29 protein-coding genes are annotated in these 25,742 nt (G+C 34.0%); 22 read left to right on the top strand and 7 right to left on the bottom strand.

The annotated features are described in order from the left end of the window. Window positions 1–156: 156 nt before the first annotated feature. Window positions 157–576 (bottom strand): secondary thiamine-phosphate synthase enzyme YjbQ, encoded by a 420-nt coding sequence (locus EGI22_RS12230; protein ID WP_255068728.1) that lies wholly within the window; start codon window positions 574–576, stop codon window positions 157–159. Between the two features lie 3 nt (window positions 577–579). Continuing rightward, a complete protein-coding gene (locus EGI22_RS12225) occupies window positions 580–1,341 on the bottom strand; it encodes an alpha/beta fold hydrolase (RefSeq protein ID WP_255068727.1) in 762 nt (253 codons plus the stop codon). Window positions 1,342–1,500: 159 nt separating this feature from the next. Between EGI22_RS12225 and EGI22_RS12220 the strand changes: the two genes are divergently transcribed. The 4 genes from EGI22_RS12220 to EGI22_RS12205 are packed head-to-tail and all read left to right on the top strand — an operon-like array spanning window position 1,501 to window position 5,370. After that, window positions 1,501–2,556 carry a hypothetical protein gene (locus EGI22_RS12220; protein WP_255068726.1) on the top strand — a complete coding sequence of 352 codons (1,056 nt, stop codon included), beginning with the start codon at window positions 1,501–1,503 and terminating at the stop codon, window positions 2,554–2,556. Continuing rightward, complete coding sequence (locus EGI22_RS12215) at window positions 2,556–3,908, top strand: hypothetical protein (RefSeq protein ID WP_255068724.1); 1,353 nt, start codon at window positions 2,556–2,558, stop codon at window positions 3,906–3,908. The genes EGI22_RS12220 and EGI22_RS12215 overlap by 1 nt, the downstream gene beginning before the upstream one ends. An 18-nt stretch (window positions 3,909–3,926) precedes the next feature. Then, window positions 3,927–4,736 carry an acetylglutamate kinase gene (argB, locus tag EGI22_RS12210; RefSeq protein WP_255068723.1) on the top strand — a complete coding sequence of 270 codons (810 nt, stop codon included), beginning with the start codon at window positions 3,927–3,929 and terminating at the stop codon, window positions 4,734–4,736. Window position 4,737: 1 nt separating this feature from the next. Beyond that, window positions 4,738–5,370 (top strand): hemolysin III family protein, encoded by a 633-nt coding sequence (locus EGI22_RS12205; protein ID WP_255068722.1) that lies wholly within the window; start codon window positions 4,738–4,740, stop codon window positions 5,368–5,370. Window positions 5,371–5,376: 6 nt separating this feature from the next. On the opposite strand, the gene EGI22_RS12200 is transcribed toward EGI22_RS12205, so the two are convergent. Both EGI22_RS12200 and EGI22_RS12195 read right to left on the bottom strand, forming a co-directional pair. Further along, on the bottom strand, window positions 5,377–7,782 hold the full coding sequence (locus EGI22_RS12200) for a DEAD/DEAH box helicase (RefSeq protein WP_255068721.1): 2,406 nt from the start codon (window positions 7,780–7,782) through the stop codon (window positions 5,377–5,379). A 39-nt stretch (window positions 7,783–7,821) separates the two neighbouring features. Beyond that, complete coding sequence (locus tag EGI22_RS12195; protein WP_255068720.1) at window positions 7,822–8,205, bottom strand: hypothetical protein; 384 nt, start codon at window positions 8,203–8,205, stop codon at window positions 7,822–7,824. Between the two features lie 95 nt (window positions 8,206–8,300). Here EGI22_RS12195 and EGI22_RS12190 point away from each other — a divergent pair, with 95 nt between their 5' ends. Beyond that, on the top strand, window positions 8,301–9,374 hold the full coding sequence (locus tag EGI22_RS12190; RefSeq protein ID WP_255068719.1) for a M20 family metallo-hydrolase: 1,074 nt from the start codon (window positions 8,301–8,303) through the stop codon (window positions 9,372–9,374). A 38-nt stretch (window positions 9,375–9,412) separates the two neighbouring features. Here EGI22_RS12190 and EGI22_RS12185 read toward each other — a convergent pair whose 3' ends face one another. Both EGI22_RS12185 and EGI22_RS12180 read right to left on the bottom strand, forming a co-directional pair. Continuing rightward, window positions 9,413–9,826 (bottom strand): PIN domain-containing protein, encoded by a 414-nt coding sequence (locus EGI22_RS12185; protein ID WP_255068718.1) that lies wholly within the window; start codon window positions 9,824–9,826, stop codon window positions 9,413–9,415. Then, a complete protein-coding gene (locus EGI22_RS12180) occupies window positions 9,823–10,068 on the bottom strand; it encodes a DUF6364 family protein (RefSeq protein WP_255068717.1) in 246 nt (81 codons plus the stop codon). The genes EGI22_RS12185 and EGI22_RS12180 overlap by 4 nt, the downstream gene beginning before the upstream one ends. A 172-nt stretch (window positions 10,069–10,240) precedes the next feature. Between EGI22_RS12180 and EGI22_RS12175 the strand changes: the two genes are divergently transcribed. Next, window positions 10,241–10,705, top strand: coding sequence for a regulatory protein RecX (locus tag EGI22_RS12175; protein ID WP_255068716.1), 465 nt, complete (start codon window positions 10,241–10,243; stop codon window positions 10,703–10,705). Window position 10,706: 1 nt separating this feature from the next. Here the strand turns inward: EGI22_RS12175 and EGI22_RS12170 are convergent, their stop codons facing one another. After that, window positions 10,707–11,216, bottom strand: a complete 510-nt coding sequence (locus EGI22_RS12170; RefSeq protein WP_255068714.1) for a YdeI/OmpD-associated family protein — start codon at window positions 11,214–11,216, stop codon at window positions 10,707–10,709. 208 nt (window positions 11,217–11,424) lie between these two features. Between EGI22_RS12170 and sppA the strand changes: the two genes are divergently transcribed. The 16 genes from sppA to EGI22_RS12090 all read left to right on the top strand — a co-directional run bounded on the left by sppA (window position 11,425) and on the right by EGI22_RS12090 (window position 25,738). Further along, the gene (sppA, locus tag EGI22_RS12165; protein ID WP_255068713.1) at window positions 11,425–13,188 is read left to right on the top strand and encodes a signal peptide peptidase SppA; all 1,764 of its coding nucleotides are present in this window, start codon (window positions 11,425–11,427) and stop codon (window positions 13,186–13,188) included. A 268-nt stretch (window positions 13,189–13,456) separates the two neighbouring features. Next, the gene (locus EGI22_RS12160) at window positions 13,457–14,017 is read left to right on the top strand and encodes an AraC family transcriptional regulator (protein WP_255068712.1); all 561 of its coding nucleotides are present in this window, start codon (window positions 13,457–13,459) and stop codon (window positions 14,015–14,017) included. A 298-nt stretch (window positions 14,018–14,315) separates the two neighbouring features. Further along, complete coding sequence (locus tag EGI22_RS12155; protein ID WP_255068710.1) at window positions 14,316–14,705, top strand: hypothetical protein; 390 nt, start codon at window positions 14,316–14,318, stop codon at window positions 14,703–14,705. Between the two features lie 4 nt (window positions 14,706–14,709). Continuing rightward, window positions 14,710–14,991 carry a hypothetical protein gene (locus EGI22_RS12150; protein ID WP_255068709.1) on the top strand — a complete coding sequence of 94 codons (282 nt, stop codon included), beginning with the start codon at window positions 14,710–14,712 and terminating at the stop codon, window positions 14,989–14,991. A 30-nt stretch (window positions 14,992–15,021) separates the two neighbouring features. Then, window positions 15,022–15,639, top strand: a complete 618-nt coding sequence (locus EGI22_RS12145; protein ID WP_255068708.1) for a hypothetical protein — start codon at window positions 15,022–15,024, stop codon at window positions 15,637–15,639. 193 nt (window positions 15,640–15,832) lie between these two features. After that, entirely contained in the window at window positions 15,833–16,441 is a 609-nt protein-coding gene (locus EGI22_RS12140; protein WP_255068707.1) for a murein L,D-transpeptidase catalytic domain family protein, read from the top strand. Then, window positions 16,413–18,119: a murein L,D-transpeptidase gene (locus EGI22_RS12135; protein ID WP_255068706.1), complete on the top strand. Its 1,707-nt coding sequence runs from the start codon at window positions 16,413–16,415 to the stop codon at window positions 18,117–18,119. Before EGI22_RS12140 ends, EGI22_RS12135 begins: the two co-directional genes overlap by 29 nt. A 131-nt stretch (window positions 18,120–18,250) precedes the next feature. Beyond that, window positions 18,251–20,746 (top strand): cation-translocating P-type ATPase, encoded by a 2,496-nt coding sequence (locus EGI22_RS12130; protein ID WP_255068705.1) that lies wholly within the window; start codon window positions 18,251–18,253, stop codon window positions 20,744–20,746. A 4-nt stretch (window positions 20,747–20,750) separates the two neighbouring features. Further along, the gene (locus EGI22_RS12125) at window positions 20,751–21,845 is read left to right on the top strand and encodes an AI-2E family transporter (RefSeq protein ID WP_255068704.1); all 1,095 of its coding nucleotides are present in this window, start codon (window positions 20,751–20,753) and stop codon (window positions 21,843–21,845) included. 143 nt (window positions 21,846–21,988) lie between these two features. Beyond that, on the top strand, window positions 21,989–22,594 hold the full coding sequence (locus EGI22_RS12120; RefSeq protein ID WP_255068703.1) for a porin family protein: 606 nt from the start codon (window positions 21,989–21,991) through the stop codon (window positions 22,592–22,594). 217 nt (window positions 22,595–22,811) lie between these two features. After that, window positions 22,812–23,000: a CsbD family protein gene (locus tag EGI22_RS12115; RefSeq protein ID WP_255068702.1), complete on the top strand. Its 189-nt coding sequence runs from the start codon at window positions 22,812–22,814 to the stop codon at window positions 22,998–23,000. An 18-nt stretch (window positions 23,001–23,018) separates the two neighbouring features. After that, window positions 23,019–23,483 carry a hypothetical protein gene (locus EGI22_RS12110; RefSeq protein WP_255068701.1) on the top strand — a complete coding sequence of 155 codons (465 nt, stop codon included), beginning with the start codon at window positions 23,019–23,021 and terminating at the stop codon, window positions 23,481–23,483. Window positions 23,484–23,529: 46 nt separating this feature from the next. Next, entirely contained in the window at window positions 23,530–24,159 is a 630-nt protein-coding gene (locus EGI22_RS12105) for a porin family protein (RefSeq protein WP_255068700.1), read from the top strand. Between the two features lie 432 nt (window positions 24,160–24,591). Beyond that, complete coding sequence (locus EGI22_RS12100) at window positions 24,592–25,179, top strand: YceI family protein (RefSeq protein WP_255068698.1); 588 nt, start codon at window positions 24,592–24,594, stop codon at window positions 25,177–25,179. Window positions 25,180–25,181: 2 nt separating this feature from the next. Further along, window positions 25,182–25,367: a hypothetical protein gene (locus tag EGI22_RS12095; protein WP_255068696.1), complete on the top strand. Its 186-nt coding sequence runs from the start codon at window positions 25,182–25,184 to the stop codon at window positions 25,365–25,367. A gap of 32 nt (window positions 25,368–25,399) precedes the next feature. After that, complete coding sequence (locus EGI22_RS12090) at window positions 25,400–25,738, top strand: cupin domain-containing protein (RefSeq protein WP_255068694.1); 339 nt, start codon at window positions 25,400–25,402, stop codon at window positions 25,736–25,738. Window positions 25,739–25,742: the final 4 nt, after the last annotated feature.

Below are 25,742 nucleotides of genomic sequence, written 5' to 3'. Positions count from 1 at the left end.
GGTTATTGGTTGATTTGTTTATGGACAGCAATAGGCAGATTAATTGATTAATTAGAAACTTTTTGGATGTACAAATTGGTTTACAAAAAACGCCGAGTTAAAATATTTACAAGGTGAATTCAACCAATAAAGGAAACAGAGTCTAAATTATTTAATTTATTCACCCATTATTGTTAAAACTAAGTTTCGGCCATGATCTTGATTTCGGTGTTCGCAGAGGTATATTCCTTGCCAAGTTCCTAAATTGAGTTTTCCATTAGTGATTGGAATCATAACCTGGCAGCCTAAAGTTGAACTTTTTAAATGTGCTGGCATATCATCAGGACCTTCGTAATCGTGCTGATAATACGATGCATTTTCTGGAAATAAAATATTGAAATGCCTTTCAAAATCACCTCTGACAGTTGGATCACAGTTTTCGTTTATGGTCAAACTAGCTGAAGTATGTTTTATGAAAATCTGCAAAAAACCTACTCGAAAATCATTCATTTCGGATAATTGAGAAGTTATTACATTTGTTATTAAATGAAAACCTCTCGAAAAAGGTTTCAGTTTTATTTCTTTTTGAAAAAACATATTCTACTTTGAAAATTCTAAAATTGCTGCAACAAACTCAATCGGCTTAATGGCATGCACCCAATGATTGGCTCCTACGATGGTAACCAATTCAGCATTTACAAAACTATTTTTGAAACTTTGAAAATCAGCATCAGAAACATAGGACGAATCTGCTCCCCGAATAACTAATGCCGGTTTTTCAATTCTTTTCTCTAATAAAACCTCACCACCAACTTGGTAAATTTCCTTAGTTATAACAGGAATGTTTATTCTCCAATCAAAACCACCTTCGTCTGTCCTGTATAGGTTTTTAAGAATGAATTGTCTTTCTCCAAAATCTGAAACATAGTTAGCAAAAATATCTTCGGCGTCTTTCCTGTTCTCTAAAGTATTTACATTTATGGCATTTAAGCCAGCTAAAATATGATTGTGATGCGTAGGGTAAAACCTTGGAGCTATGTCAACAATAATTATTTTTGAGAAATTATCATATTTCTGAGCGAAAGTCATCACCGTTTTGCCACCCATAGAATGGCCCATTATGATAGGAGATTGAATTTTTTGTGTTACTAAAAACTCATTAAGATCATCCGCCATAACATCATAATTAAAATCCTCACTTCTTGGGGATTGTCCATGATTTCTGGCATCTAACATATAAACACAATAACCCGATTCTGCTATTTTTTTACAAACCGTAAAAAGATTATCAGATGAGCCAAAAACACCATGTAAAACCACAAAAGGTAGCCCCTCTCCTATTTTTCTAAAAAACAATTCCATTTTAAAAACATATAATTTTCACAAAAATATTGAATCTTTAGCATCGAACCACGTTTTCAAATCTTATTTAGAGCCTTTCGTCACATTTATATTGTGAAGCATGTAATTTTTTGTGAAAATTGAGGTTATTATGTTTCCCAAAATAATTGTAATAAAAAAATGCCTTTTGCTTATTTTTTAAAAAACCTATTTTCTGAGAAAACGCCTGAATTTCAAGAAATTCCAGATTTCGAACCCGAATCTCAGCAAAATTCTGTTGTGGAACATTCTCAAAAAAGAATGATAGAAGAATTAATTGGAAGCGACGAAGAGTTTCCGAATTGGTTGAGCAATGAGGATGCATTGCGTGATGAAGGCGTAATATTTGGACTCTCGGATACATTAGCTGAAGAAAAACTAAAAATCATAGAGGCTATTTTCTCCAAAAAAGCAGCTGGTTTAAACCAAAAAAGAGATGAACTCTCCGAAAAGATAGGCGAACTGAATCTGTTTATTGAGAAAAAACATGAAGATTTGGAAGATTTAAAATCAAAATCTGCCGTAGCCCTAGAAAAAGAAACAATTGATGAGAACGTTCTTCGAGTATCAATAGGATTGCTTTTATCCATCGGCATGTGCGTTGGAAATTATTTTTTGATAGACGAAGGACTTAAAAATGCCTATCCAAGCAGCCATCAGTGGATCAGTTGGGGAGTGTTTCTGACAGGAATGTTTAGCTTATTTAACCCGACAGCTGTGCTACACAATGATACCAAATTAGACTGGAAACGCTTGCTGGAAGAATTCGGAATGCCTTTTGCCGCTTCGTTTTTTGTTTTTGTACAAATCTGGGATACACTACCATTTTACAAATCTTTGGCTTTTTTACTATTTACTTTCTTTGCTTTTTTGATTTCTGGCAAAATTCTTTTGAGTAGCGTAGCCAAATTGAAATATGAAATCAAAGCCTTAAAACACAACCTGAAACTAAAATCTGATAAAAAGAAAGTGGATTCAGTTTGGTTAGATGACAAAGAAGGATTGGATGCTTCGATAGAAAACTTAAGAATACAAAAATGGAAAATATTGCCAGAATTGAACGAAGTTGAGGCTCAAATTCAAAAAATAAAAGCAGAAAAAGAAAATATTGAAAATGTGTTTTTGAGCGAATACAATTTGGCCAAAAACTACAGACAAAAACTAAGTAACAATCAAATCAAAAACATAATAAGATAATGAGTGATTTTGAAAAAGGCTTTGAAAATGGCCTCGAAAATATAGAAAAAGCAAACTACGAAGGATACCTTTCAAGCGAAGTGAGTTTGGATTGGTTGTTAGGCAATAAAGAAACATTGACCAAAGACCTTGAAGAAACCAAACAAAAAATCGAAGAAACGCGGACTGAAAAGCTTGAAATTTTTAAACATAAACAAGAAGTGTTAACCAATTTCAATGAGCAAGGCCATCTTACTACTCAATTGGAAAACGACATAGAAGCTCAAAAATTAAGAATAACCGAAGCCAAAGAGCAAAAAAACATTAATAAATCTCCTTATCCAATGTTGGCGGGTTTGATTTATTTAGCGGCAGGAATCACTTTTATTTTGGGCGACTTAATTATTTCGCACGAAATTGTTGCTTATGCATTGAATATTAGGAATACTTATGAAGCTTGGGCATTTGCTTGTGGTTTGGCTGGTGTTTCTATTTTGTTAAAACCTGCCTATGAAAGATTAGTAGAACAGCCTTATTTGACGCAATTAAGCTTAAGCTCGAAGAAAGTTCATGGGTATTTTCAAGTGGTTTTGATTGTAATTTCGATAGGAACTTTATCAATTTTGGGTTGGTTTAGGTACGAAGCCTACAAAACTGACAAACTAAAAGAAGCCATAAACCGAGAAATTAAGTCGCTTCAAATGGACGCAACGCCATTGATTCAAGGAGGACAAACAGTTGAAAACCCGGTTTTGACACAAAAAATAGAACAAAAACTCAAAGAATATGACCAACTCAACCAAAAATTGGTGAACAGTCCGTGGGCTTTGCTGTCGTTTGTACTTAGCGGCGTTTTATTTGCTATTGCTGGAGCTATTTGTTTGGGCATAGCTTTCCCAGTTTTGCAGGTGTATTGGAAGCGGTGGTTTCAGCTAAATCCGAAAGAAAACTGGGCAAACAGGCGAATCAGAAAGAAAACGAAAGCTTTAAACGAAATAAAAAAACCATGGTTTAAAGGACAAACTATGTTAGAATTAGCCGACCAAAGACTAGAACTTTTGCCTGATTTAGAAGAACTTAAAGCTAGAAAAACCAAACTTGAGACTGAAATATTAAGTTTAAACGAAAAAATAAAACTGGCGATTGAGTCTTCGAGAGTAAGTACCTACAATGAAGGTTATGAAAGTGGCAATATAAACCGAGATAATCTAACCACTGAAGAACTAGAAAAATACAGAAAAGACATGCTCGAGAGGATACAGTTGAATCAACAAGATGCAAATGTAAAATCCCCGAGGACGTATAAATCTAATGGCTTGAGACCTCACCAAGCATTGAGAAAAGCAATAACCAACAGTTTTAATGAAAATTGAATGGCATTTTAGATAGAAATGGCCATTTTTGCAAAAAAAGAAAACACTTTGGTAAATATTGTAAAAATCGGAGGAAACGTAATTGATAATTCTGACAAGCTAAATGCTTTTTTGAAGTCTTTTGCTGGTATATCTTGTCCAAAAATTTTGATACATGGCGGTGGTAAAATAGCCACAAAAATAGCTGAGCAATTAGGCATAAAAACTGTAATGGTGGAAGGCCGCAGAATCACCGACGAAGCCATGCGAGATGTGGTGACTATGGTTTATGGCGGACTGGTAAATAAACAAATAGTTGCAAAACTTCAATCAAATAATTGTAATGCAATAGGTTTGACTGGTGCTGATGGAAAGGTAATATTGGCACAAAAAAGACCTGTAAAAACGATAGACTATGGATTTGTTGGGGATATTCTGCAGGTGAATTCTACTTTTATCAAATCTCTTTTAGACCAGAATATTACACCAGTTTTTGCACCGCTGACCTTCGATATGGAAGGCAATATGCTCAATACCAATGCAGATACACAAGCTTCCACTATTGCTACTAGCCTGTCGGCTTTAGTTCCTGTCAATTTGATTTACTGTTTTGAAAAAAAAGGAGTGCTATCAGATGTGAACGATGAAGACTCGGTAATTTCGGCATTAAATCCTGAAAATTATGAATCATTCAAATCTGCTGGTGTTATTTATGAAGGCATGATTCCGAAACTCGACAATGCATTTGAAGCTTTGAAAAAAGGTGTACAAAAAGTAATCATTTGCCAAGCTGAAGATTTGCACGAAGCGATAGAAACAGGCAATGCAGGAACTAAAATAACTTTATAAATTGGAAAACGAAAGATTACTAAAAGCTGAAATTGCGAATGCTGTATCTCATGGCATTGGCCTAATATTAAGTTTGGCTTTTGGGCCTTTGATGATCAATTTGGCTGTAAATAAAGATATAAAACACCTTGGTTTTGGTGCTTCTGTTTACTTTTTAGGGCTTTTAATGGTTTTTACTTTCTCTACTTTATATCATGCAGTTTTCAATCCTTTGGCCAAACGGGCACTGAGAATCTTTGACCATATAAGCATTTTCTTTTTGATTGGTGGCACTTATATTCCATTTATAATATTATTTACCGAACCTGCCACTGCCAAAATGTTCTTTTTAGTACAATGGTCTCTGATAGCTTTGGGCATTATCAAAAAAGTATTTTACACGGGGAGATTTAGACTGCTCTCAAGCTTAATCTATATCTTCATAGGCTGCATGATTTTCTTTTTCGATGCAGGTTTTTGGAGTCGAATTCCAGATGTTCCTTTCTGTTTTTTAGTAGCTGGCGGATTAAGTTATTTAATCGGAGTGATATTTTACCAAAACCAGAAAATTCCGTACAATCACTTGATATGGCATTTATTTGTGCTTTTTGCTGCTGTTTTTCATTTTGTGGCGGTGTATTTGGTGCTTAGTTGAATCATTCTATTCATTTTTAGAAACATTTCCCAAAAAACCACTTAAAACCTTTAATGCATTTGTTAAAATTGCTTGGTTTTGGATTGGTATTTTTAGAAAAACATTTCCGTCTTTATCTCTTTCCGTTAAACTTTTTATTAATTCTTGCGTAGCATCAGGACTCTGCAATGTTTTTATTAAATTCTCAAAAAAAGACACTCCTTGATTTATCAAATCTATATTTGGTTTTTTTTCTGGAATTTCCAAAATGGGCACATCATCGTCACCAACAATCAACTCCATTTGTTTTTTAACATTTTCGACTTCATTTGCTATTTCTTCAGTTTCTGGTTCGTCATGCGTTTCTATCTCAACAGTTTTTTGTTCGGTTACGGTTTCTAAAGACTCCATAAATTCTTTAAACTGGTCATTGTTTAAGAAAATGGTATCTTCTCCCCCATCCAAAACTCCAATCGCCATCGAAGACTTAAACTTTAAGATATCTAGCATTTTGTGCTCAATGGTGCCTGTCGAAATCAAATTAATCACCGTAACTTTGTTTTTTTGACCAATTCGATACACTCTTCCAATTCTTTGTTCCAACACAGCTGGATTCCAAGGAATATCCAAATTGATGATCATTGAAGCGGATTGAAGATTTAAACCAACACCTCCAGCATCAGTTGAAAGAAAAACATTTGACTCTTTTTTGTCTTTAAAATTATCCAATAAAACCTTTCTTTTCTCACTTGGTACACTTCCATTTAAATATTCAAAGCCAATTTGCCGATTGGATAATTCTTGGCTTACCAATCTCGTCATACGCTCCCATTGACTGAAGATCACTACTTTTTCACCTCCATTTTCAAAATATTCTTCCAAAATACTCATCAATTCTTCTATTTTGGTGTCATTGCGTGAGTGTTGGTCTAAAATAAAAGTACTATCACAAACCATTCGCATTTGACTCAAAGACAATATCAATCTTTGGCGATCTATTTCATTTAAAAAACCCGAACTTCTCCATTTAGAAACCAACCGAGAAACCAAACCATAGAACTCATCATGCAGGTCTTTTTGTGTTTTTGTCATTGGCACAAAAAGGTTTTTATCCAGCCGTTCAGGCAATTGGCTCATTACTTCTTTTTTTGTTCTTCTGATGAGGACATCGGACATTATTCCCGAAATTTCATTTAGGTTTTTATAAGCAATCACCTTTCCCGTGTCTACGTTTTTCACCTGATATCTATCTAAAAAAGCATAAAGTGGGCCGAGTTTGAAAACATCTATAAACTGCATGATGGAATACAATTCTTCCAATTTGTTTTCAATCGGCGTACCTGTAAGTACCAATGCAAAAGGTGTCTCTATTTTTTTTACACTACGAGCTACTTTGGTTTTCCAGTTTTTAATCCTCTGAGCTTCATCAAGAATCACCAAATCAAATCCTGATGTACTCGAAAGATTTTCAATGTCATTAGCCACTGAATTATAGCTACTTATCACATAAAAACTATCCGTAAAAGTATATTGTTTTTTTCTGTCAGCGGCGGTACCTTCTATCACATGAACCTGACTTTCAGTAAATTTTTCAATTTCGGACTTCCATTGGTATTTAAGCGAAGTAGGACAAACAATCAAAACTTTATTGATGCCGAGATGCTTTTTGTATATTTCGGCTACCGCCAATGCTTGCAAGGTTTTCCCTAAACCCATTTCATCCGCTATCAGACTTCGTCCAGCTTTTGCAGCAAACTTAACTCCTTCAACCTGAAACGGGTAAAGCTTGACCTTTAAGCAATTATCAAAAGAGAAAGTTTTATTTTTCTTAGAAAAAAGATCAAAAAACAAAAGCCTACGCCTGATGTTTTCTCTTGTAGCTATCACAAAAGCCAAAGCATCTTCATAGCAGACAAAAGATTCATCAATTCTTTTGGCTTCAGAGAGAAATTGCTCGAAAATCGGAAAAGAAGTGGCCAGCAAAGTGTGGTTATTATCAAAATACTTTTGAGTCAGTTCCTTAAAAGCCTCCGATTTATATTTTCCAATTCTAATTTTGACAAATTGACCTTCCTGATAATCTAAATAAACGGAAGTATATGCATAATGAAAATTGTCGTTTTCGATTTCTTCAAAACCCGACGTAGATTTAAGTTCCTGATAAACAGCTGAAATATGCTTGCAAATACCTAAACGATTGGTTTTGAAATCTAAACAACTGCAGAAATTATTTTTGTTTTGAAAATCCCTAATCGAAACCTTATAACTATTTAAAGTAGACGGATTGAAAACATGAAAATCTGAAAAGAAAACTTGAGAGCCTACATTGCTTACCCGAAACTCGTTTTCTTGACCAAACTGAACTCTTAAGCTATGCTGCCAGTCTTCGAGACTTAGATTAGAAGGTTTTTTGTAATAAGAAACTTTGTTCATTAAAAGGGCACGTTTTTACACAAAACTACACCCAAAAACTCATTTTCTCACATAAGTATGCCCAAAACCGTCGTAAACTTCTTCAAACAAAAACAAGCTATCACCTTTGATGGAATAAGACAAAGTCATGGCATCGTCGTTGGGGAAAGTAATCAAAGGGACTGGTTCTGTGGAAGTTATAGATTTACCATTTTCTAATTTATATTTAGTAGTGAGAATCACAGTTCCATTCTTTTTCAATGTATAATTGCCAGCTGCATCAAATATCATCTGACGATTGTCCAACTCTGAAGGTTTTATAGTTAAACCAGCAATTCCACCTTGAGAAAGTACCCAATCCCATGTACCAACTATCTCGGGCGAATCGTTTTGTTTTTCGCATGAAACCAAAGTTAAAAATAATAATGCTATGAAAACTCTCATTTAAGTATCTGTTTTAATGTAAATCTAAGATTCTTTTTACTGAAAATAGGTTGTAAGGCTTGCCTATTTTATTTTTGCAAAACAAAAAAGGCAATATGGTACATTTGGAAATCACTTCTTTAATCGAAACTGCTATCAATTTTCTAAAGAAATTGATAGAAACGCCATCGTTGAGCAGAGAAGAAACTGGCACTTTGGAGCTTTTTAAGGCTTTTTTCGCAGAAAGAAATATTGAATTCCAAACCATAAAAAATAATATTTGGGCTAAGAATCTTCATTTTGATGATAAAAAACCAAGCATATTGCTCAATTCTCACCACGATACTGTAAAACCAAATGTTTCTTATTCAAGAGATCCTTTTAAGGCTGAAATAATTGATGGAAAATTGTTCGGATTAGGCAGCAACGATGCTGGCGGGCCTTTGGTCTCACTTTTAGCTACTTTTTTGTTTTTTTATGAAAAGGAAAACCTAAAATTCAATTTGGTATTTGCGGCATCGGCAGAAGAGGAAATTTCTGGAAAAGATGGAATAGAAATCTTAATTCCACACTTACCTAAGATAGATTTGGCAATAGTGGGTGAACCAACGCTAATGGATATGGCTGTGGCAGAAAAAGGCCTGATGGTGTTGGATTGTACTGCAAAAGGAATAGCAGGACATGCAGCTAGAAACGAAGGTAAAAATGCTATTTATGAAGCTTTGGAAGACATTAATTGGTTTCAAAATTTTGAATTTCCGAAAGTATCGGCTGCTCTTGGGCCAGTTAAAATGTCGGTAACGGTAATAAATGCTGGCACCCAACACAATGTTGTGCCAGATGAATGCCATTTTGTAGTTGATGTAAGAGCAACCGATGCCTATACTTTGGAAGAAACACTCGAGATAATAGAGCAAAATGTAAAATGTGAGGTAAAACCAAGAAGTATTAGATTGAACCCCTCGGGAATTTCGGAAGACCACCCAATAGTAAAACGAGGAATATCATTGGGTATGAAACCTTATGGTTCGCCTACGCTATCTGACCAAGCTTTGATGCCATTTACAAGTATAAAAATAGGTCCAGGAGATTCTGCTAGATCACATACCGCCGATGAATATATCTTTGTTGCGGAAATAGAAAAGGGGATTGCAGGGTATATTGGTTTGTTGGATAATTTAGAGATTTAAAAAACCAAAATTTAAATCAATAATAAAAAATTAAAGCATTACATCGAATTCAAAAACTCCTCAGCATTCATCACAGGCAAATCTGCCGATTTAAAATCTTTTTGATTTCTAGTAATGATGATTTCGCAAGAAGATTCAGAAGCTGAATAATACTGTAAACTGTCTTCGAAATCCGTGAATTTTGTATTATTGAGAGACAAATCTATTATTTTGTCAGACAAAGGAACAACTTCTACCAAAAGCCTAAACATCCTGAGTATTTCTTTTGCCTCTTGAGCAGTTTTAAGCTTTGATAAAACGTAATTGGTATTGGCAAATGTTTGAGCAGAAACTGACAATTTAAGCTTTTTTTTGTCCGCCAAAGAAAACAACAATGCCCCACTGGTGTAAAAAGGCATTCTTTTTGCTAACAAATCCAAAACAATATTGGTATCAACAAATAGCTTTCTCATTTGTATTTTTCTAGAAGAAAGTCCGTGTATCCTTCTTTAGCATCAAAATCATTTTCCAGTTTAATAACGCCACTTAGGCTTTTAACCAAAGGACTGATTTCGGATTCCTCTGATTTGGGGGAAACCAAAGAAGAAAGATAGCTTTCCACTAATCTTGACAAGCTAAGTTTTTGACTTTTAGCATATTGCTTAGCTTTTTCGATTATCTCTTTATCCGCAACTAAAGTTAGTTTTGTATCCATAATTTTAAATATACGTGTAAACATAAAAATATTACACGTAAAAATAAAGTATTTTTTTGATTTTTTTCCTTAATCAATGCCAAGTATTTTCTCTATAAATCCATGAATTTAATTTTTAAGCCTAATTTTGTACAAATCGGATTAAATTAAAAAATCTATAAAAAACATTCTTTTGGACACCGCCATCTTAAAAAAAGCCGCCAACTATTGTGTTTATCAGGAACGCACGCAGGATGAAGTCAGAAAAAGACTTAGAGAATGGAAGGTCTATGGCGATGAAGCCGAAGAGATTATTGCTTGGTTAATCGTTGAAAACTATTTGAACGAAGAAAGATTTGCCAAAGCATTTGCAGGAGGTAAATTTAGAATAAAAAAATGGGGTAAAAACAGAATCCTTGCCGAGCTAAAAGTTAGAAAAATAAGCAAATACAATTTAGACCAAGCTATAAAAGAGATATCTTTTGATGATTATATTTTAACTTTAGAAAATTTAATAATAAAAAAAACTGAGGATGTAAAAACGGAACCTAATTATTTAAAAAGGAAACAAAAAATATTTAACTATTTGATTTCTAAAGGATTTGAATCGAATCTAATATTGGAAACCATTAAAAAATTGGAATCAAAAACCAATTGATTTATTGTTTTTCTTTCTTGAAATGCTGAATCATTTCACCATAATCCATCTTATGTAATAAACCATACAAGCACATATAGATACGCTTAGTTTTGGTTTCGATGGTTTTGGCAGATTCTACCCAATTTGAATAATACCTTTGATGGCCTTTCGGAAAAGACTCAAACAGTGCCAAAGCTTCGGGCTCCATTTCAAGCGAAGCTATTAAATCTGGCGACATTAGAAATTCATCGGAATCAACTTCGAGTACCACCTCCACTTTATCTCCGACTTGCTTTTTTATGTGCTTTCGCATTTCCGCATTTAAAGCCAAAATAAAATCCCCCTCTCCTATTGGCACAAGTGCAACCTGAGCTATTTTATGTTTATCTATGGTGCCTTTTACTCTATAGGAGGTTTTAACTTCTGGTTTTAACTTATCCGCTATTTCTCTTAAAACTTCAATATAAGTCCAGCCAGTTTTCTCGCCATTTTTAATATATTTCCTTATTTCAGTTGAAAAAGAAACCATTTTTAATTTTTATTTTATGCGAATTTAAAAATAATTCTGTTCTTTTTCGGATTTGTAAATCTTAAAGCACCATCTATTAAATTACTAAATCATAAATTCACCATTTAAAACTTTAATTTTCCGTTAGATTAATTTTCGGAAAGTAAATATATGTCATCACATACTTTTGTTTTGTAGTTTTGTAATTTACTAAAATCAAAAAATCAAAATGGTCCAGTTCTTAAAATATGTTTTAGCCACCATAATAGGTATTTTCTTATTTACTTTGATTTCATTTTTCTTGATGATTGGCATAGGTGCGATGCTTTCAGGCGGAGATGATAAAACAGAAGTAAAGTCTAATTCAGTTTTACAGTTAAACTTGAATACTCAATTCACCGAAAATGGTGTTAAAGAAGATCCTTTTTCAAACATTTTCGGCAATAATGAAACAAAAACGAGTATTTCTGAGCTAAAAAGTGCTATTGCGAATGCAAAGCTTGATCCGAATATAAAAGGAATCAGCATGAAATTGGAATATCCTTCTGCTGGTTTTGCAGAATTAGAAGAAATTAGAAATGACCTTTTGGACTTTAAAAAATCTGGGAAATTCATTTATTCTTATGCAGAAATAATGACCGAAAAAGCGGTCTATCTTTCGTCGGCAGCTACCAAAAGTTTTATTAATCCAGCGGGAGGAATTGAGTTTAACGGACTTGATGCCGAGGTTACTTTTATGAAAGGTTTGTTTGACAAAATCGGCGTAAAACCTGTTATTTTCAGAGTTGGAGAATTTAAAAGTGCTATTGAGCCTTATATCAGAACCAATATGAGTCCTGAAAACAAAATGCAGGTTTCTGAATATATAAATTCTATTTCAAATCACATATATGGTAAAATGGCCGAATCAAAAGGCATGACAAAAGCAGAAATAGATGAAATATTGAACAAAGCATTGATTCAAAAACCAGAGGATGCTGTAAAATATAAGATATTGACAGATATTGGCTATGAAGACGAATACGATGCCGCTCTTCGCAAAGCACTTGGACTGAAAGATGATGCAAAAATCACCTCTGTAAGTTTGAGCTCATATGGAAAAGCTAAAAAATTAGTAAAAGAAGGTTCAAGAGATAATAGAATTGCGGTAATAGTAGCAGAAGGTGAGATTAACTCTGGAAAAGGACAATCAGAGACCATTGGTTCTGAGACTTTTGTAAAAGAGCTGATAAAAGCTAGAAAAGACAAGAAAATCAAAGCTATTGTACTGAGAATCAATTCTCCGGGCGGTAGTGCAATGGCTTCGGATATTATGTGGAGAGAAATAGAACTTACCAAAAAAGTTAAACCTGTGATAGCATCAATGGGTAATGTGGCTGCCTCTGGTGGATATTATATGGCAATGGGTTGCGATAGTATAGTGGCTCAACCAACAACTATTACAGGTTCTATCGGTATCTTCGGAATGTTGATAAACACGCAAGAATTGATGAACAATAAGTTAGGAATAACATTTGATGGTGTAAAAACCCACGAATTTGCTGACTCGCCCTCTATCACAAGAGAGATGAGCGATGCAGAAAAAATGATGATTCAGAATTCGGTAAACTTGGGCTATGAAAAATTCACATCGAAAGCTGCAGCTGGTAGAAGAATGAAAATAGAAGACTTAAAAGCTGTGGCTGGTGGTAGAGTTTGGACTGGAGAGCAAGCTATAAAAATAGGTTTGGTTGACAAACTTGGTGGAATAGATGAAGCCATAAAAGTAGCAGCAAATAAGGCAAAACTTAAAGCGGGTGATTATCAAGTAAAATATTATCCTTTCCCTAAGACTGAATTTGAGCAAATCATGGAGAAGTTTAATAAAAGCGGCGAAGATGCTAAATTGAAGGAATACTTGGGAATTTTGGCTCCGTTTGCAAAAGAGGTAAAATCCTTGCAAAAAATGGAAAAACTTCAAGCTAAAATGCCTTATGATTTAGAGATTAAGTAATCTGAGAATATTGAATATTTTGAAAAGCTCGGGGTGACTCGGGCTTTTTTTTATGGAAATATATTCTGGTTGTTTTTTTAAAACAGAAATTCAATTTAATAAAAATGGATAATTAATGGATTAATAATCAACACAATATCATAAACTAGACATTTTGTTTAATTATCTGTTGAGAAACATATTATATAGTTAAACAAATCAGTTTTATTACCATTTAACTTATGTACTTTTGATTTAAATCTTATCGATATACTTAAACGCCACAATCATGAAACTATACATAAAATACATGGTTAGCATCAGATGCAAAATGGTGGTAAAATCTGAGTTAGATAAACTTGGCATACTTTACGGGACAGTGGACTTAGGGCAAGTGGATGTTTTGGGTTTGATTACCCAAGAACAAAAAGATCAATTTGCAGCGGCTTTATTAAAGTCAGGACTTGAGCTCATGGATGACAAAAAAGCCATGTTGATAGAAAAAATTAAAAATATCATAGTGGAAATGATTCACTATGAAGAGGAACTACCGAAAATTAAAAACTCAGATTATATCAGTGAAAAGCTGAATCACGATTATACTTACCTAGCCAACTTGTTTTCAGAAGCTACCGGAACTACCATAGAGCAATTTATACTCCACCACAAAATCGAGCGAGTGAAAGAGTATTTGATATATGACGAATTGAACCTCACCGAAATCGCCTGGAAACTGCACTACAGCAGTGTGGCTCACCTTTCAAACCAATTCAAAAAAATCACTGGATTGACTCCAACTTTTTTTAAAAGCCTAAAATCAAAAAAAAGGCTCCCACTCGAAAACATGTGAATCATGTAATGTTTTCATTGAATAGTGTAATGGTACCTCCTAGGAAAAAGCTCACCTTTGAGCTATGGAAATTCGTTCACATAAAAATTTAGAAAATTCGAATCCATAAACAGCAATCGAACAAGATATTTTAAAAAAATATTAGAAATCGAATTACAATTTCCGGAACTGACGAAGTATTTGAGCGAAATGCCAAGCAAAGAAAAAATAAAAATCAACGCTGAGAATTTACAAGAATATGCCGATTCATTAGATGCTTTACTTACAAATTACCCTATAAGTCATAAATAAATCTACCATGGAAAATACAAAAAAAATGGGTATTTGGATGGATTATATGTCTGCACATTTAATAGAGTTCTTGCCACTTAGAGTAGACGCAATTGTCATAAAATCAAACATTAGTAATCCAGCAAAAAAAAGAAAAGCAATTGTAAATGAAGAGCTTGAATACATTAAAGAAAGAGAATTGATTGACATTTTTTACAAAAAAATCGCTAATGAAATTTTAAAATATGGCAAAGTTATTCTTTTTGGCCCTACTAAAGCAAAAACAGAATTAATGGATATGTTAGAAACCGACCAAAAATTTGAAGGCATAAAAATAGAGACTGAAGATTCAGAAAAAATGAATGAAAATCATAAACATGCTTTTGTGAAAAACTATTTTAGTCAGAAAATTTCTTGAAAATATGAAAAAGTTAATAGGCATTTTGGCAACTGTCGCAATCTTACAAAGTTGCGTACCTGGATATGTAAGTGTAAAGCCAAAATATACAAGTAGCATAAGACCAGCGAGACCAAGTAGTCAACATGTCTGGGTAGGAGACGGATGGAAATACAATAGAAAATCGAGGACTTACACCCAAAGAAATGGCCACTGGGTAGCTCCGAAAAATAAAAAAAACTATCGCGAAGGCGAGTGGAAATCTAACAAAAAAGGTAGTCGTTGGGTGAACGGAAGATGGAATTAAGATTTTCGATTAATACACAAATCTCAAAAAATGAAGAATAGTGCAATAGCAGTAATAATTTTAAGTTTTGGAATACTATTTTCGTGCAAAACAACCAAAATAGCGAGTAGTTGGAAACAGCCCGACAAGCAGATAGATATCCAAAGTCTAAAAAAAGTATTGGTAGTAGCGATGCTAAAAAGCGAGAATGCAAGACGCAAAGCAGAAGACGAAATGGTGAAATTTTTGGATGGAAAAGGTGTTCCTTCATACAGTTATCTGAAAGATTCATTTAATAGAAAAGACGAACAAGCTTTAAGAGCAAAAATAAAAGGAGATGGATTTGATGGAGCCATCACAATGACATTGATGGATGTGGAAAGAGAAAGAATATATACCCTTAGTTATGTTGGAATATATCCTGGCAATCCGATTTCCTTTACCAATTATTATTACAGACATTGGCCAGGCGATATCAGAGATGGATATTATTTAACAACTAAGATTTTTACTGTAGAAGTTGCAATATTCTCGATTTTGGAAGACCAAATTATTTGGACCAGCGAAACAAAAACTGTAAACCCTGATGGTGTTGATAAAATGACAAATGAAATAGCTAAAGTTTTACAAAAAAGAATGATAAAAGAAGGCTTTATTTCGAAAAAATAAACCAGAATTCGTCTCATGATTTTTCAAAAGAGAAAGAGCGAAAACCTTATCATTTAACAAGGCAAGAAATATTTACTTTAAAAAATCTAATTTAATCTAAAGGAAATGACATTGAAAAAATATTATCATCCTGAAATACAATGAATTGCAAATTTGAAAAGTTATTGTTTATTGTACATCAAATTACAATTCAATGATTTTCAATTATTTGGTTTTATCAATATTTCTAAGCATATTTACTTCTGCACCAACAAAAACCATAAACGAAAAGCAACAGCTTTATGATGATTGTAAAATAACGGGAGTGATAAATTTCGAAACATTTCAAAAATCTTTAGACGGTTTTGAAAAGTTTAAGCCTAAAAAAAACATTGTTACGATAGTTGATTTTAGTTTACCGTCAAATCAGGAACGTTTTTTTGTGATTGATCTTGATAAAAAGAAATTATTGTTTAAGTCTTTGGTGGCTCATGGCAAAAACTCGGGAGAGATGATGGCTAAGTCATTCTCAAACAAAATGGACTCACACCAAAGTAGTTTGGGTTTTTATTTAGTTGGAGATGAAATCATAAGCCCAAAACATGGCAAGGCACTTTTGTTATTTGGTTTAGAAAAAGGAATAAATGATAACGCACGCAAGCGTGAAATCATCATTCACGGTGCCGATTACGTTAGCTCGGCGTTTGTACAAAAACACGGCCGTCTGGGTCGAAGCTTCGGCTGCCCAGCATTGCCAAACGACTTAATTCCGCAGGTAGTACCTGTGTTAGCAAATGGAAGTTTACTTTACATACATTCGTAGTTTTAAAAATTTTCCAATAGCCAAAAAACTATTCATATTTTTCATTTCTCTTTTTGTACTTCCAAGCACGGTTTTCTCTTTAAATGCCTGCAAAAAAAACCATAAAGAAGGTTTTTTGCCCGATACTGCCATTTATTCTGGAATTAATTTCAGCGAAATAAAACTTGATACTAGCCAACTTTACTCATTTTATAACAAATATCAAGTAGAAGACTCCATACGAGAATATACCAATCAGTTTTATGCTAGAAGAGCTTACCAATTGGCCTGGTTCAATGCCAAAGGTATTACTGAAGCAAGCCATATTTTTTATAACCAACTCAGTTCCTATATTCAAACTTTTGACGACCAAAGTTTTGATATTCAAAAGATTGACTCGCTAATCAATCTAGCTCATCAAGACCATCAAAAAATAAATGAGGAAGACTCCAATACGATTGAATTGTTTCTTACAACCAATTATTTCAGGTTTGCAGAAAAAGCCTACGGAGGAATCCAGAAAGACCTTTTTGACCTCGAGTGGTTTATTCCTCGTAAAAAAAAGGATTACCTAACTACATTAGATTCACTGGTTTCTGACTCTGGAAATCCAAATGTAAAAGAGCCTGTAAATCAGTATTATAAATTATTGAAAGAGCAATTGGCTTTTTATAAAAATTTACAAAGGACTGTGAGTTTTCCTTTGATTAAGATTGATAAAAAAGAACTGATACTAAAAGATACTTCGGCAAGCATCAGACAAGTAAAAAACTTTCTCTTTTTTTACCAAGATTTAAAGAATAAAGACACTTCGGCGGTTTTTAATGAAGATTTAAAAACTGCTCTTTCTAACTTTCAAAAGCGAATGGGCTTGGTGTCAAATGGCAAACTCAACAGCCAAACTTTAGCTCAAATAAATACGCCAATCGAAGACCGAATAAAGCAAATGATGGTAAACCTAGAGAGACTTCGATGGCTGCCAGAAAAAATCGAGTCGGACTATTTGCTGGTGAATATTCCTGAATTTAAACTTCATGTTTTCGAAAAAGGCCAACAAGTTTTTGATGCAAATGTGGTAGTGGGAAAAACTGCAACTAAAACGAGCATATTTAAAGGAGAACTAGCCACAGTTGTTTTAAATCCATATTGGGGTGTTCCACAGAGTATAGTTGACAACGAGATTTTGCCGAAACTAAAAAAAGGGACATCGTATTTGACAAGAAACAATATGGAAGTTTCTAGAAATGGTAAACTTGTAGATCCAAATACAGTAAACTGGTCGCAATATTCGGGTAATACGCCATATAGTTTCAGACAAAAACCTGGCAAAAACAATTCCTTAGGAAAGATAAAATTCTTATTTCCAAACAATTACAGCATCTACCTCCACGACACTCCAGCAAAAAGTCTATTTGGACAAAACCAAAGAGCTTTTAGTCATGGATGCATTCGGGTTCAAAATCCAAAATCTCTGGCTGAGTATATTTTAAGAAATGACCCAAAATGGAAAATTGAAAATATAGACAAGGTTTTAGAAACCGACAAAGAACAGCAAATAAAAGTTGAGCCAAAAGTTCCAGTTTTCATCGTGTATCTAAGTGCCTGGGTAGATCATACGGGCCAGCTAAATTTCAGAAATGATATTTACGATTTTGACAAAAGACTTTCGGAGGAAATTTTCGAAACTTCTAAAAAATAACACTTCAAAAGACTTTTTTAATATTTTGCTCTCAAATCATAAATTGATATGAAAAACTTCATAACATTCCTCATAATTTCATTTTAAATTAGTTTTTCAATATTCTGTTCACAAAAATTCAGGCAAATCCAATGGAAGAAAATAATAATATCAAAGGTTTATCCCAAAAACAAGTGCTCGAAGCTAGGGAAAAATACGGCCTAAACTCATTGGATTTCAAAAAAGAAAATGGATTTTGGAAAGTCATAAAAAGCCTTGCAAACGACCCAATGGTAATTATGCTTTTGGTGGCGTCAATTATATATTTTGTAAGTGGTAAAACAGGCGATGGGATATTTCTGGCCGCTGCTATCATCTTCCAATCGGGTATTTCTCTTTACCAAAGTGCTCGAAGCCAAAATGCTCTCGAGAAACTCAAAGAATACATTAATCCCAAGTGTAAAGTCATAAGAAATGGAAAAAAAATAGAGATAAAAAGTGAAGAACTGGTGCAGGGCGATGCCATGATAGTAGAGGAAGGAACAGCTATTCCGGCAGATGGAATCATTATTCAATCCAATGATTTTTCAGTGAATGAATCGATCTTGACAGGGGAATCGATGGCGGTTTCTAAAAACTCCGAAAACAATCAAATATTTAAAGGCACAAACGTAGTAAGTGGCTTGGCAATAGCTACCGTAACCGCTATAGGCAACGAAACCTCACTCGGAAAAATAGGAAAATCTTTAGAGGATATAGAGGAAGAAAAAACACCTTTGGAGCTCCAAATAGCCAATTTCGTGAAGAAAATGGCTGTTTTAGGTGTAATTGTATTTCTAATAGTTTGGGCTATCAATTATATTCATTCAAAAGAAATACTCAACAGTTTGCTTCAATCTCTTACCTTGGCGATGAGCATTTTGCCAGAAGAAATACCTGTTGCTTTCACAACATTTATGGCCTTGGGAGCATGGCGATTGATGAAAAATGGAATTGTTGTAAAACAAATGAAAACCGTAGAAACGCTAGGAAGTGCTACTGTAATTTGCACCGACAAAACAGGCACATTGACCGAAAACAAAATGGATTTGGCAAGGCTTTATGATTTTGGCTCGGATAAAATATTCGACCCTAAGAATAAGCCAAATGAAACTGAAAAGCACCTGATAAAAATAGCCATGTTTGCCTCCGAACCGATTCCGTTCGACCCCATGGAAGTAGCTTTACATACTACGTACAGCCAGACAATCGAAAGTGATGAACGTCCACAATTCAAAATCATCCATGAATATCCTTTAGGTGGGACTCCGCCTATGATGACGCATATTTTTGAAAAAGAGAATGGAGACAGGATAATTGCGGCAAAAGGAGCTCCTGAAGCTATAATGAAGGTTTCAGGTCTTGATACCGAAGAAATCAAAAAAATAAATGCCGCCATAAAAACCTTCACCACAGAAGGTTACAGAGTATTGGGTGTTGGAGAAAGCACATTTACTGGCAATGATTTCCCTAAAACACAGCAAGAATTCAAATTCAGCTTCAAAGGAATTTTGGCTTTTTATGACCCGCCGAAACATAACATTACCAAAGTCTTGAAAGATTTTTATGATGCTGGAATCAAAGTAAAAATCATAACTGGCGATAATGAAGCTACTACTGTTTCTATTGCCAAACAAATCGGTTTCCAAGGATATGAAAACACTGTAACAGGACATGAATTAATGAAACTTTCAGATGCTGAATTTGGAAAAAAAGTCAAGAAAACAGAGATTTTCACGAGGATGTTTCCTGAGGCGAAACTGCGAATAATAGAAGCATTAAAAAAACAAAACGAAATAGTAGCCATGACTGGCGATGGTGTAAATGACGGCCCAGCACTCAAAGCAGCTCATATAGGCATAGCGATGGGCAAAAAAGGCTCAGAACTTGCTAAAGAGGCTGCTTCGCTAATACTTCTAAAAGACGATTTATCAAAAATGGTAGTGGCCGTGGCAATGGGAAGGAAAATATATACCAATCTCAAAAAAGCAATTCAATATATCATTTCTATACACATTCCTATTATCCTCACGGTGTTTTTGCCTTTGGCCTTTGGTTGGATTTATCCAAATATCTTTTCGCCCGTTCATATCATTTTTTTAGAATTGATCATGGGGCCAACATGCTCTATTATATATGAAAATGAGCCAATGGAGAAAAACACCATGCAAATAAAACCTCGACCGTTTACTGATACTTTTTTCAGTTGGAAAGAACTGACAACCAGCATAATTCAAGGTTTGGTTATTACACTAGGCACCATGTTTACTTATCAATATGCAGTTTACAATAATTTCAACGAAGCCATAACTCGAACAATGATTTTCACTGCTTTAATTACAGCTAACATAATGCTTACGCTCGTAAATCGTTCCTTTTACTATTCAATATTTACCACACTACGGTACAAAAACAATTTAGTTTTACTTATTATCCTTATCACAATTAGTATAACTGCCCTAATGATTTTTGTGAAACCACTCACCGTTTTCTTCCAATTTGAAATAATGAATATGGAGCAATTTGGTTTAAGTGTAGGTGTAGGAATGCTGAGTGTTCTATGGTACGAAATAGTGAAAGCAATAAAAAGAAGTCAGGTAAAAATCTAAATAAATGTCTATCAACATATCTTCATTAATCAAGAAACTGACGGTACTATTTTTAGTAATCGCTACTCTGATTTTGGGCAAAGCTTTTCTAATGCCCATTGTGATTGGCGGCATATTAGCGACTTTATTTTTGCCTTTTTCAAATTGGTTAGAACGTAACAAAATCTCCAGAGCTTTGGCTGCAACTTTTAGTCTGTTGGCTCTTTTAATAGCTTTTGGAATTCTTATATCATTATTAACTTGGAAAATCTCTAGCCTTTTAGACGATTTTGATATGCTAAAACAGAAAGCAATTGAAAGCCTAAGCGAAGCACAAACTTTTATTTTTGATCATTGGAGTATTTCTTTTAAAAAACAATCCGAAATATTCCAAAACGAGCAACCTTCGCTAACTGACCTTATGCAGATGACGGTAGGTTCTCTCAAGTCTTTGTTTACAAATTTAGTTTTAGTTCTAGCGTATTTCTTTTTCCTATTATATTCTAGGTCGCATATCAAACTTTTTTTTCTGAAACTCACCAAAGACAATCAGAAAATAGAATTAGAGAAAATTTTAAAGAGAACTACAGAAGTTTCTCAACAATATTTATTGGGACTTTCAAAAATGATTTTCCTACTTTGGATTATGTATAGCATAGGTTTTAGCATTCTTGGCGTCCAAAATCCCATATTTTTTGCCATTCTTTGTGGCCTTCTCGAGATCATTCCATTTATAGGTAACATCACAGGTACTACCCTAACAGTTTTGGTTTCGGCGATACATGGAGGTAGTTTTACTATGCTATTAGGTATAGTTATTACTTATGGCATAGTACAGTTTATCCAAGGTTGGATATTAGAACCCCTCATTTTAGGTGCACAGGTAAAAATCAATCCACTATTTACTATTATTGCTCTTGTGGTAGGCGATTTGATTTGGGGTATTTCGGGTATTTTATTAGCCATACCGATTACAGCCATGATAAAAATCGTCTGTGACCATGTAGAGCCACTAAAACCTTACGGTTTTTTAATCGGTGATTTGTCTTCAAAGAAAAAAAGGGAAGGAAGATTTAACCGAGTTTTCAACAAGCTTTTTAAAAGAACTAAGACCCCTTAATATACAAAAAGTCTATTTTTAATTTTACATTTATTTTAAAACATGTAAAGTGAGAATCATGTAAACATTATGAATTATTGTGTAACTCTTTGGGATTATTAATACTCACCTTTGTAGGGTAATAAAAAATAAACACCAAAATAATGTTAAAAAGAACACTTCTATCTATCTGCCTACTCTCGTTTTTTGGATTTCAGAGTATCGCACAAACTTTATCCGTAGGCCCTATGGTGGGCATAAACATTTCCTCAATTCAAAACTCAGTGGTAACGAAAGCCATAGCTGGCATGTCGATTGGGGGCTTTGCCAATTATAGTATAAACGAACATTTTGGAGTCGGGGCTAAACTTTTATATTCGCAATTAGGAGCCAACTATACCGACAACAGTGATTTAATTCGTCTGCACTACATTCAATTACCGCTGTCTGCAATTTATTTTTTCGGCAACAATGGCGATAAAATTAGACCAAAATTATATGCAGGGCCATATTTTGGTGGATTGTTGAAAGCCAAAAACAAAATTGGTGACGACATACTTGGTAGCGACAAAAAGTCAGCCTATACTCCGATTGACTTTGGAGCCCAAGGAGGAGCTGGACTTAATATTTTAGTAAAATCTAGGACTTGGCTAAACTTAGACGCAGGTCTAGGAGGAAGTTTGAATGACATTTTCAAAGCCTCTAAGCTAAATTATCACAATATTAATTTTAGCTTAAACGTCGGACTAAGTTTCCCTGTTGGAGATTAAAAACATCAATTGAATCCTTGGAAAGAAAACTTTAAAACACTCAATTGTTTTAAGGTTTTTTTTATTTAAATACTTTTAAAAAAAAAACTAAATTGTCATTCAAATATTTGATTTACAGCATCTTAAAATGTGTGAATTCTGTAAATTATAATTTTTATTGTGTAAGATAAAAGCTAAAACATTAGCGTCATTTGTATCATAAATAATAAGACAAACAATGACAAACATTAGCGAGCTAAAAGGCAACTGGGAAGAAACTAAAGGAAAACTTAAGCAATCATTCGCAATTTTGACGGACGACGACCTACTTTTTGCAGAAGGAAAACAAGAAGAAATGTGGGGAAGAATCCAAGCGAAACTTGGCAAAACCAAAGCGGAAATTCAAGAATACATATCAGGATTATAAAATTTAATTAAAAAAAACATGAAAATTTCAATTAATAAGTGGATAGCATTATCAATTATTTTGGGAATGTATGCCTTGAGTTGTAACTCACCGAAAGAGGAATCTGGTGATGAAAAAATAGAGATGAATGAGGCGACATCTAATCTTCAAGACGCCACAGAAAACCTCAAAGATGCCAAAGATGATTATTTGGCTGAGGTTGAAAAATACAAAGAAGAAAGCAAAACTCAACTAAGTGCAAACGAAGCGAGTATTAAAGAATTTAATGCAAGAATAGCTGATCAAAAAGCAGAAGCTAAAAAAGAATATCAAGAAAAAGTAGCATCGCTTGAAAAGAAAAATTCAGACATGCGGTTGAAACTAGACAATGCCAAATCTGACACAGAAGAAAACTGGGATAAATTTAAAAAAGAATTCAGCCATGATATGGAAGAATTGGGTAATTCATTAAAAGACTTTACGGTGAAAAACGTAAAAAAATAGGGTTGGTTGTCCACATGACTTTTTTTAACAAAAAAACACAAATAACATGAAAAAGATATTAATTACACTTGGAGTTTTGACATTGTTCACCTTAAAATCAATGGCCCAAGATGACCGTTCTAAATTTAAAATTGGCTTAAAAGCCGGTGCTAACATTTCAAACATTTACGATAAAACAGGTGAAGTTTTTACAGCAGATTACAAAATAGGATTTACTGGAGGTTTGTTTATGGGCATACCCATAGGTAAATTTCTTGGAATTCAACCCGAAATCTTATTTTCTCAAAAAGGTTACAATTCTTCTGGAACTTTAGGAGGGATAACATTCAGCCAAACCAGAACCACGGATTATATAGACATCCCCTTGTTTATTTCCATCAAACCATCGAATTTTTTGACCATAAAAGCTGGACCTCAATATTCATTTTTGATGAAGCAAAAAGATGTTTTTAAAAACTCAGTTTTTACCTCAGAACAAATTCAGCAATTTGACAACACCAACATCAGAAAGAATATTTTAGGATTGGTAGGCGGAGTGGATGTAAATATAAGCAAATTGATAATTGGTGCGAGAGTAGGAATGGAACTTCAGAATAACAACGGAGATGGTACCTCAACCAACCCGCGTTATAAAAATGCCTGGGGAGCTTTGACTTTGGGATTTAATGTAATTTAACAACTATTTGCCATAGGCACCAATAACATGAATTTTCCATTGCATTTATTTTTAATTATTGCCCTTCTTATTATCGCAGCCTATGAGATATTTAATTTAACCAACATGCACGATTTATGGTTAAAACATACTCGCAAGTCGAATAAACACAATTACTAAGTTGAATAGTTTTTATTATAGTGGGTTTGTAATTAGAAAAATCACCTTTTTTTAGGTGATTTTTTTTGTTTTAAAAAGCTTCAAAGTGTGAATCATGTAAATCTAAAGTTTTATTGTGTAACATACATTATAGGCATCTATATACCTTTGTTTAGTAGGGGAAGCCAAAACATCAATCGTTTTTCACCTCCAAAAAAATTAAATAGGTTAGGTTTTAGGGTAATATCCACACACTTTTTTTTCATTTTTAAGAAATCAGCAAAAAACATCAAAATGATAACGCAAACCAAATGGTCAATAGACCAAGCACACTCAGAGATTACTTTCAAAGTAAAACACCTTATGATTGCCCATGTAAAAGGCAGTTTCAAAATATTTAATGCCAGTATATATACCTACGGGACCGATTTTAAAACTGCTGAGGTGGATTTGTGGATTGACGTATCATCGATTGACACAGGAAATAAAGAAAGAGACGAGCACTTAAAAAGCCTAGATTTTTTGGATGTCGCGAATCACAAACAGATAACTTTTATATCAAGCACCATGCAAAAACCTGACAAAGAAGGCGAAAGTGAACTTTGGGGAGAATTGACAATATTGGGCGTAACGCAAAACGTCAAGTTAGAAGCGGATTTGGGTGGAATAGTAAACGACCCATGGGGTAACCAAAGGGCTGGCTTGAGTGTTAAAACCAAAATTAATAGAGTAGATTGGGGACTGGTTTGGAATACAAATCTGATCGAAAATGGCGTAATGGTAGGCGATGAAGTTTCAATTATCAGTGAATTAGAGTTGGTAAACATCGGCTTTAAGGAACTTAAAATGGAAGAACAAAAAACTGAAAATTTAAAAGCCTGAAAATGAGCACTGAAGAAAAAAACGATATCTGGAAGGTTCAGAAAAAAAAGCTATTGAATAAATACACATTCCTGACTGAGGACGATTTGGCCTTTAGAGATGGCAACAGAAGTGCAATGCTCGAAAACCTTCAAATAAAACTGTGTTTGAATGAAAATGAATTAGAGAAAATTTTCAAAAATCTATAAAAAAAATCATACCCTAACCAATTAACTTCATTATGGAAATACCAGAATTAGAAAAATCAAAAGCCGTGATTACGGTCGAAATCATAGAATACCTACCTAACTCGGTAGTCATAAAAACTATTCTTAAAAAATCCACCGGAAACATAAGTGTGATGTCTTTTGACTCAGGCGAAGGCCTTACTGAAAAGACCACACCGTTTGATTCGTTTGCACAAATTATTGACGGTACAGCCGAGATTGTAATAGATGGAATTTCGCATGTTTTGAACACTGGACAATCTATCGTTATACCTGCACATTCGCCAAACCTAGTAAAGCCAAACGGTAGATTTAAAATGATATTAACTGTAATAAAAAGTGGATACGAATAAAAAA

Origin of the sequence: Lacihabitans sp. LS3-19 (assembly GCF_024343575.1) — a bacterium.
Taxonomy (GTDB): Bacteria; Bacteroidota; Bacteroidia; order Cytophagales; family Spirosomataceae; genus Leadbetterella.
The sequence above is the reverse complement of the archived record's forward strand: the minus strand, read 5'-3'. Positions and strand labels throughout refer to the sequence as shown.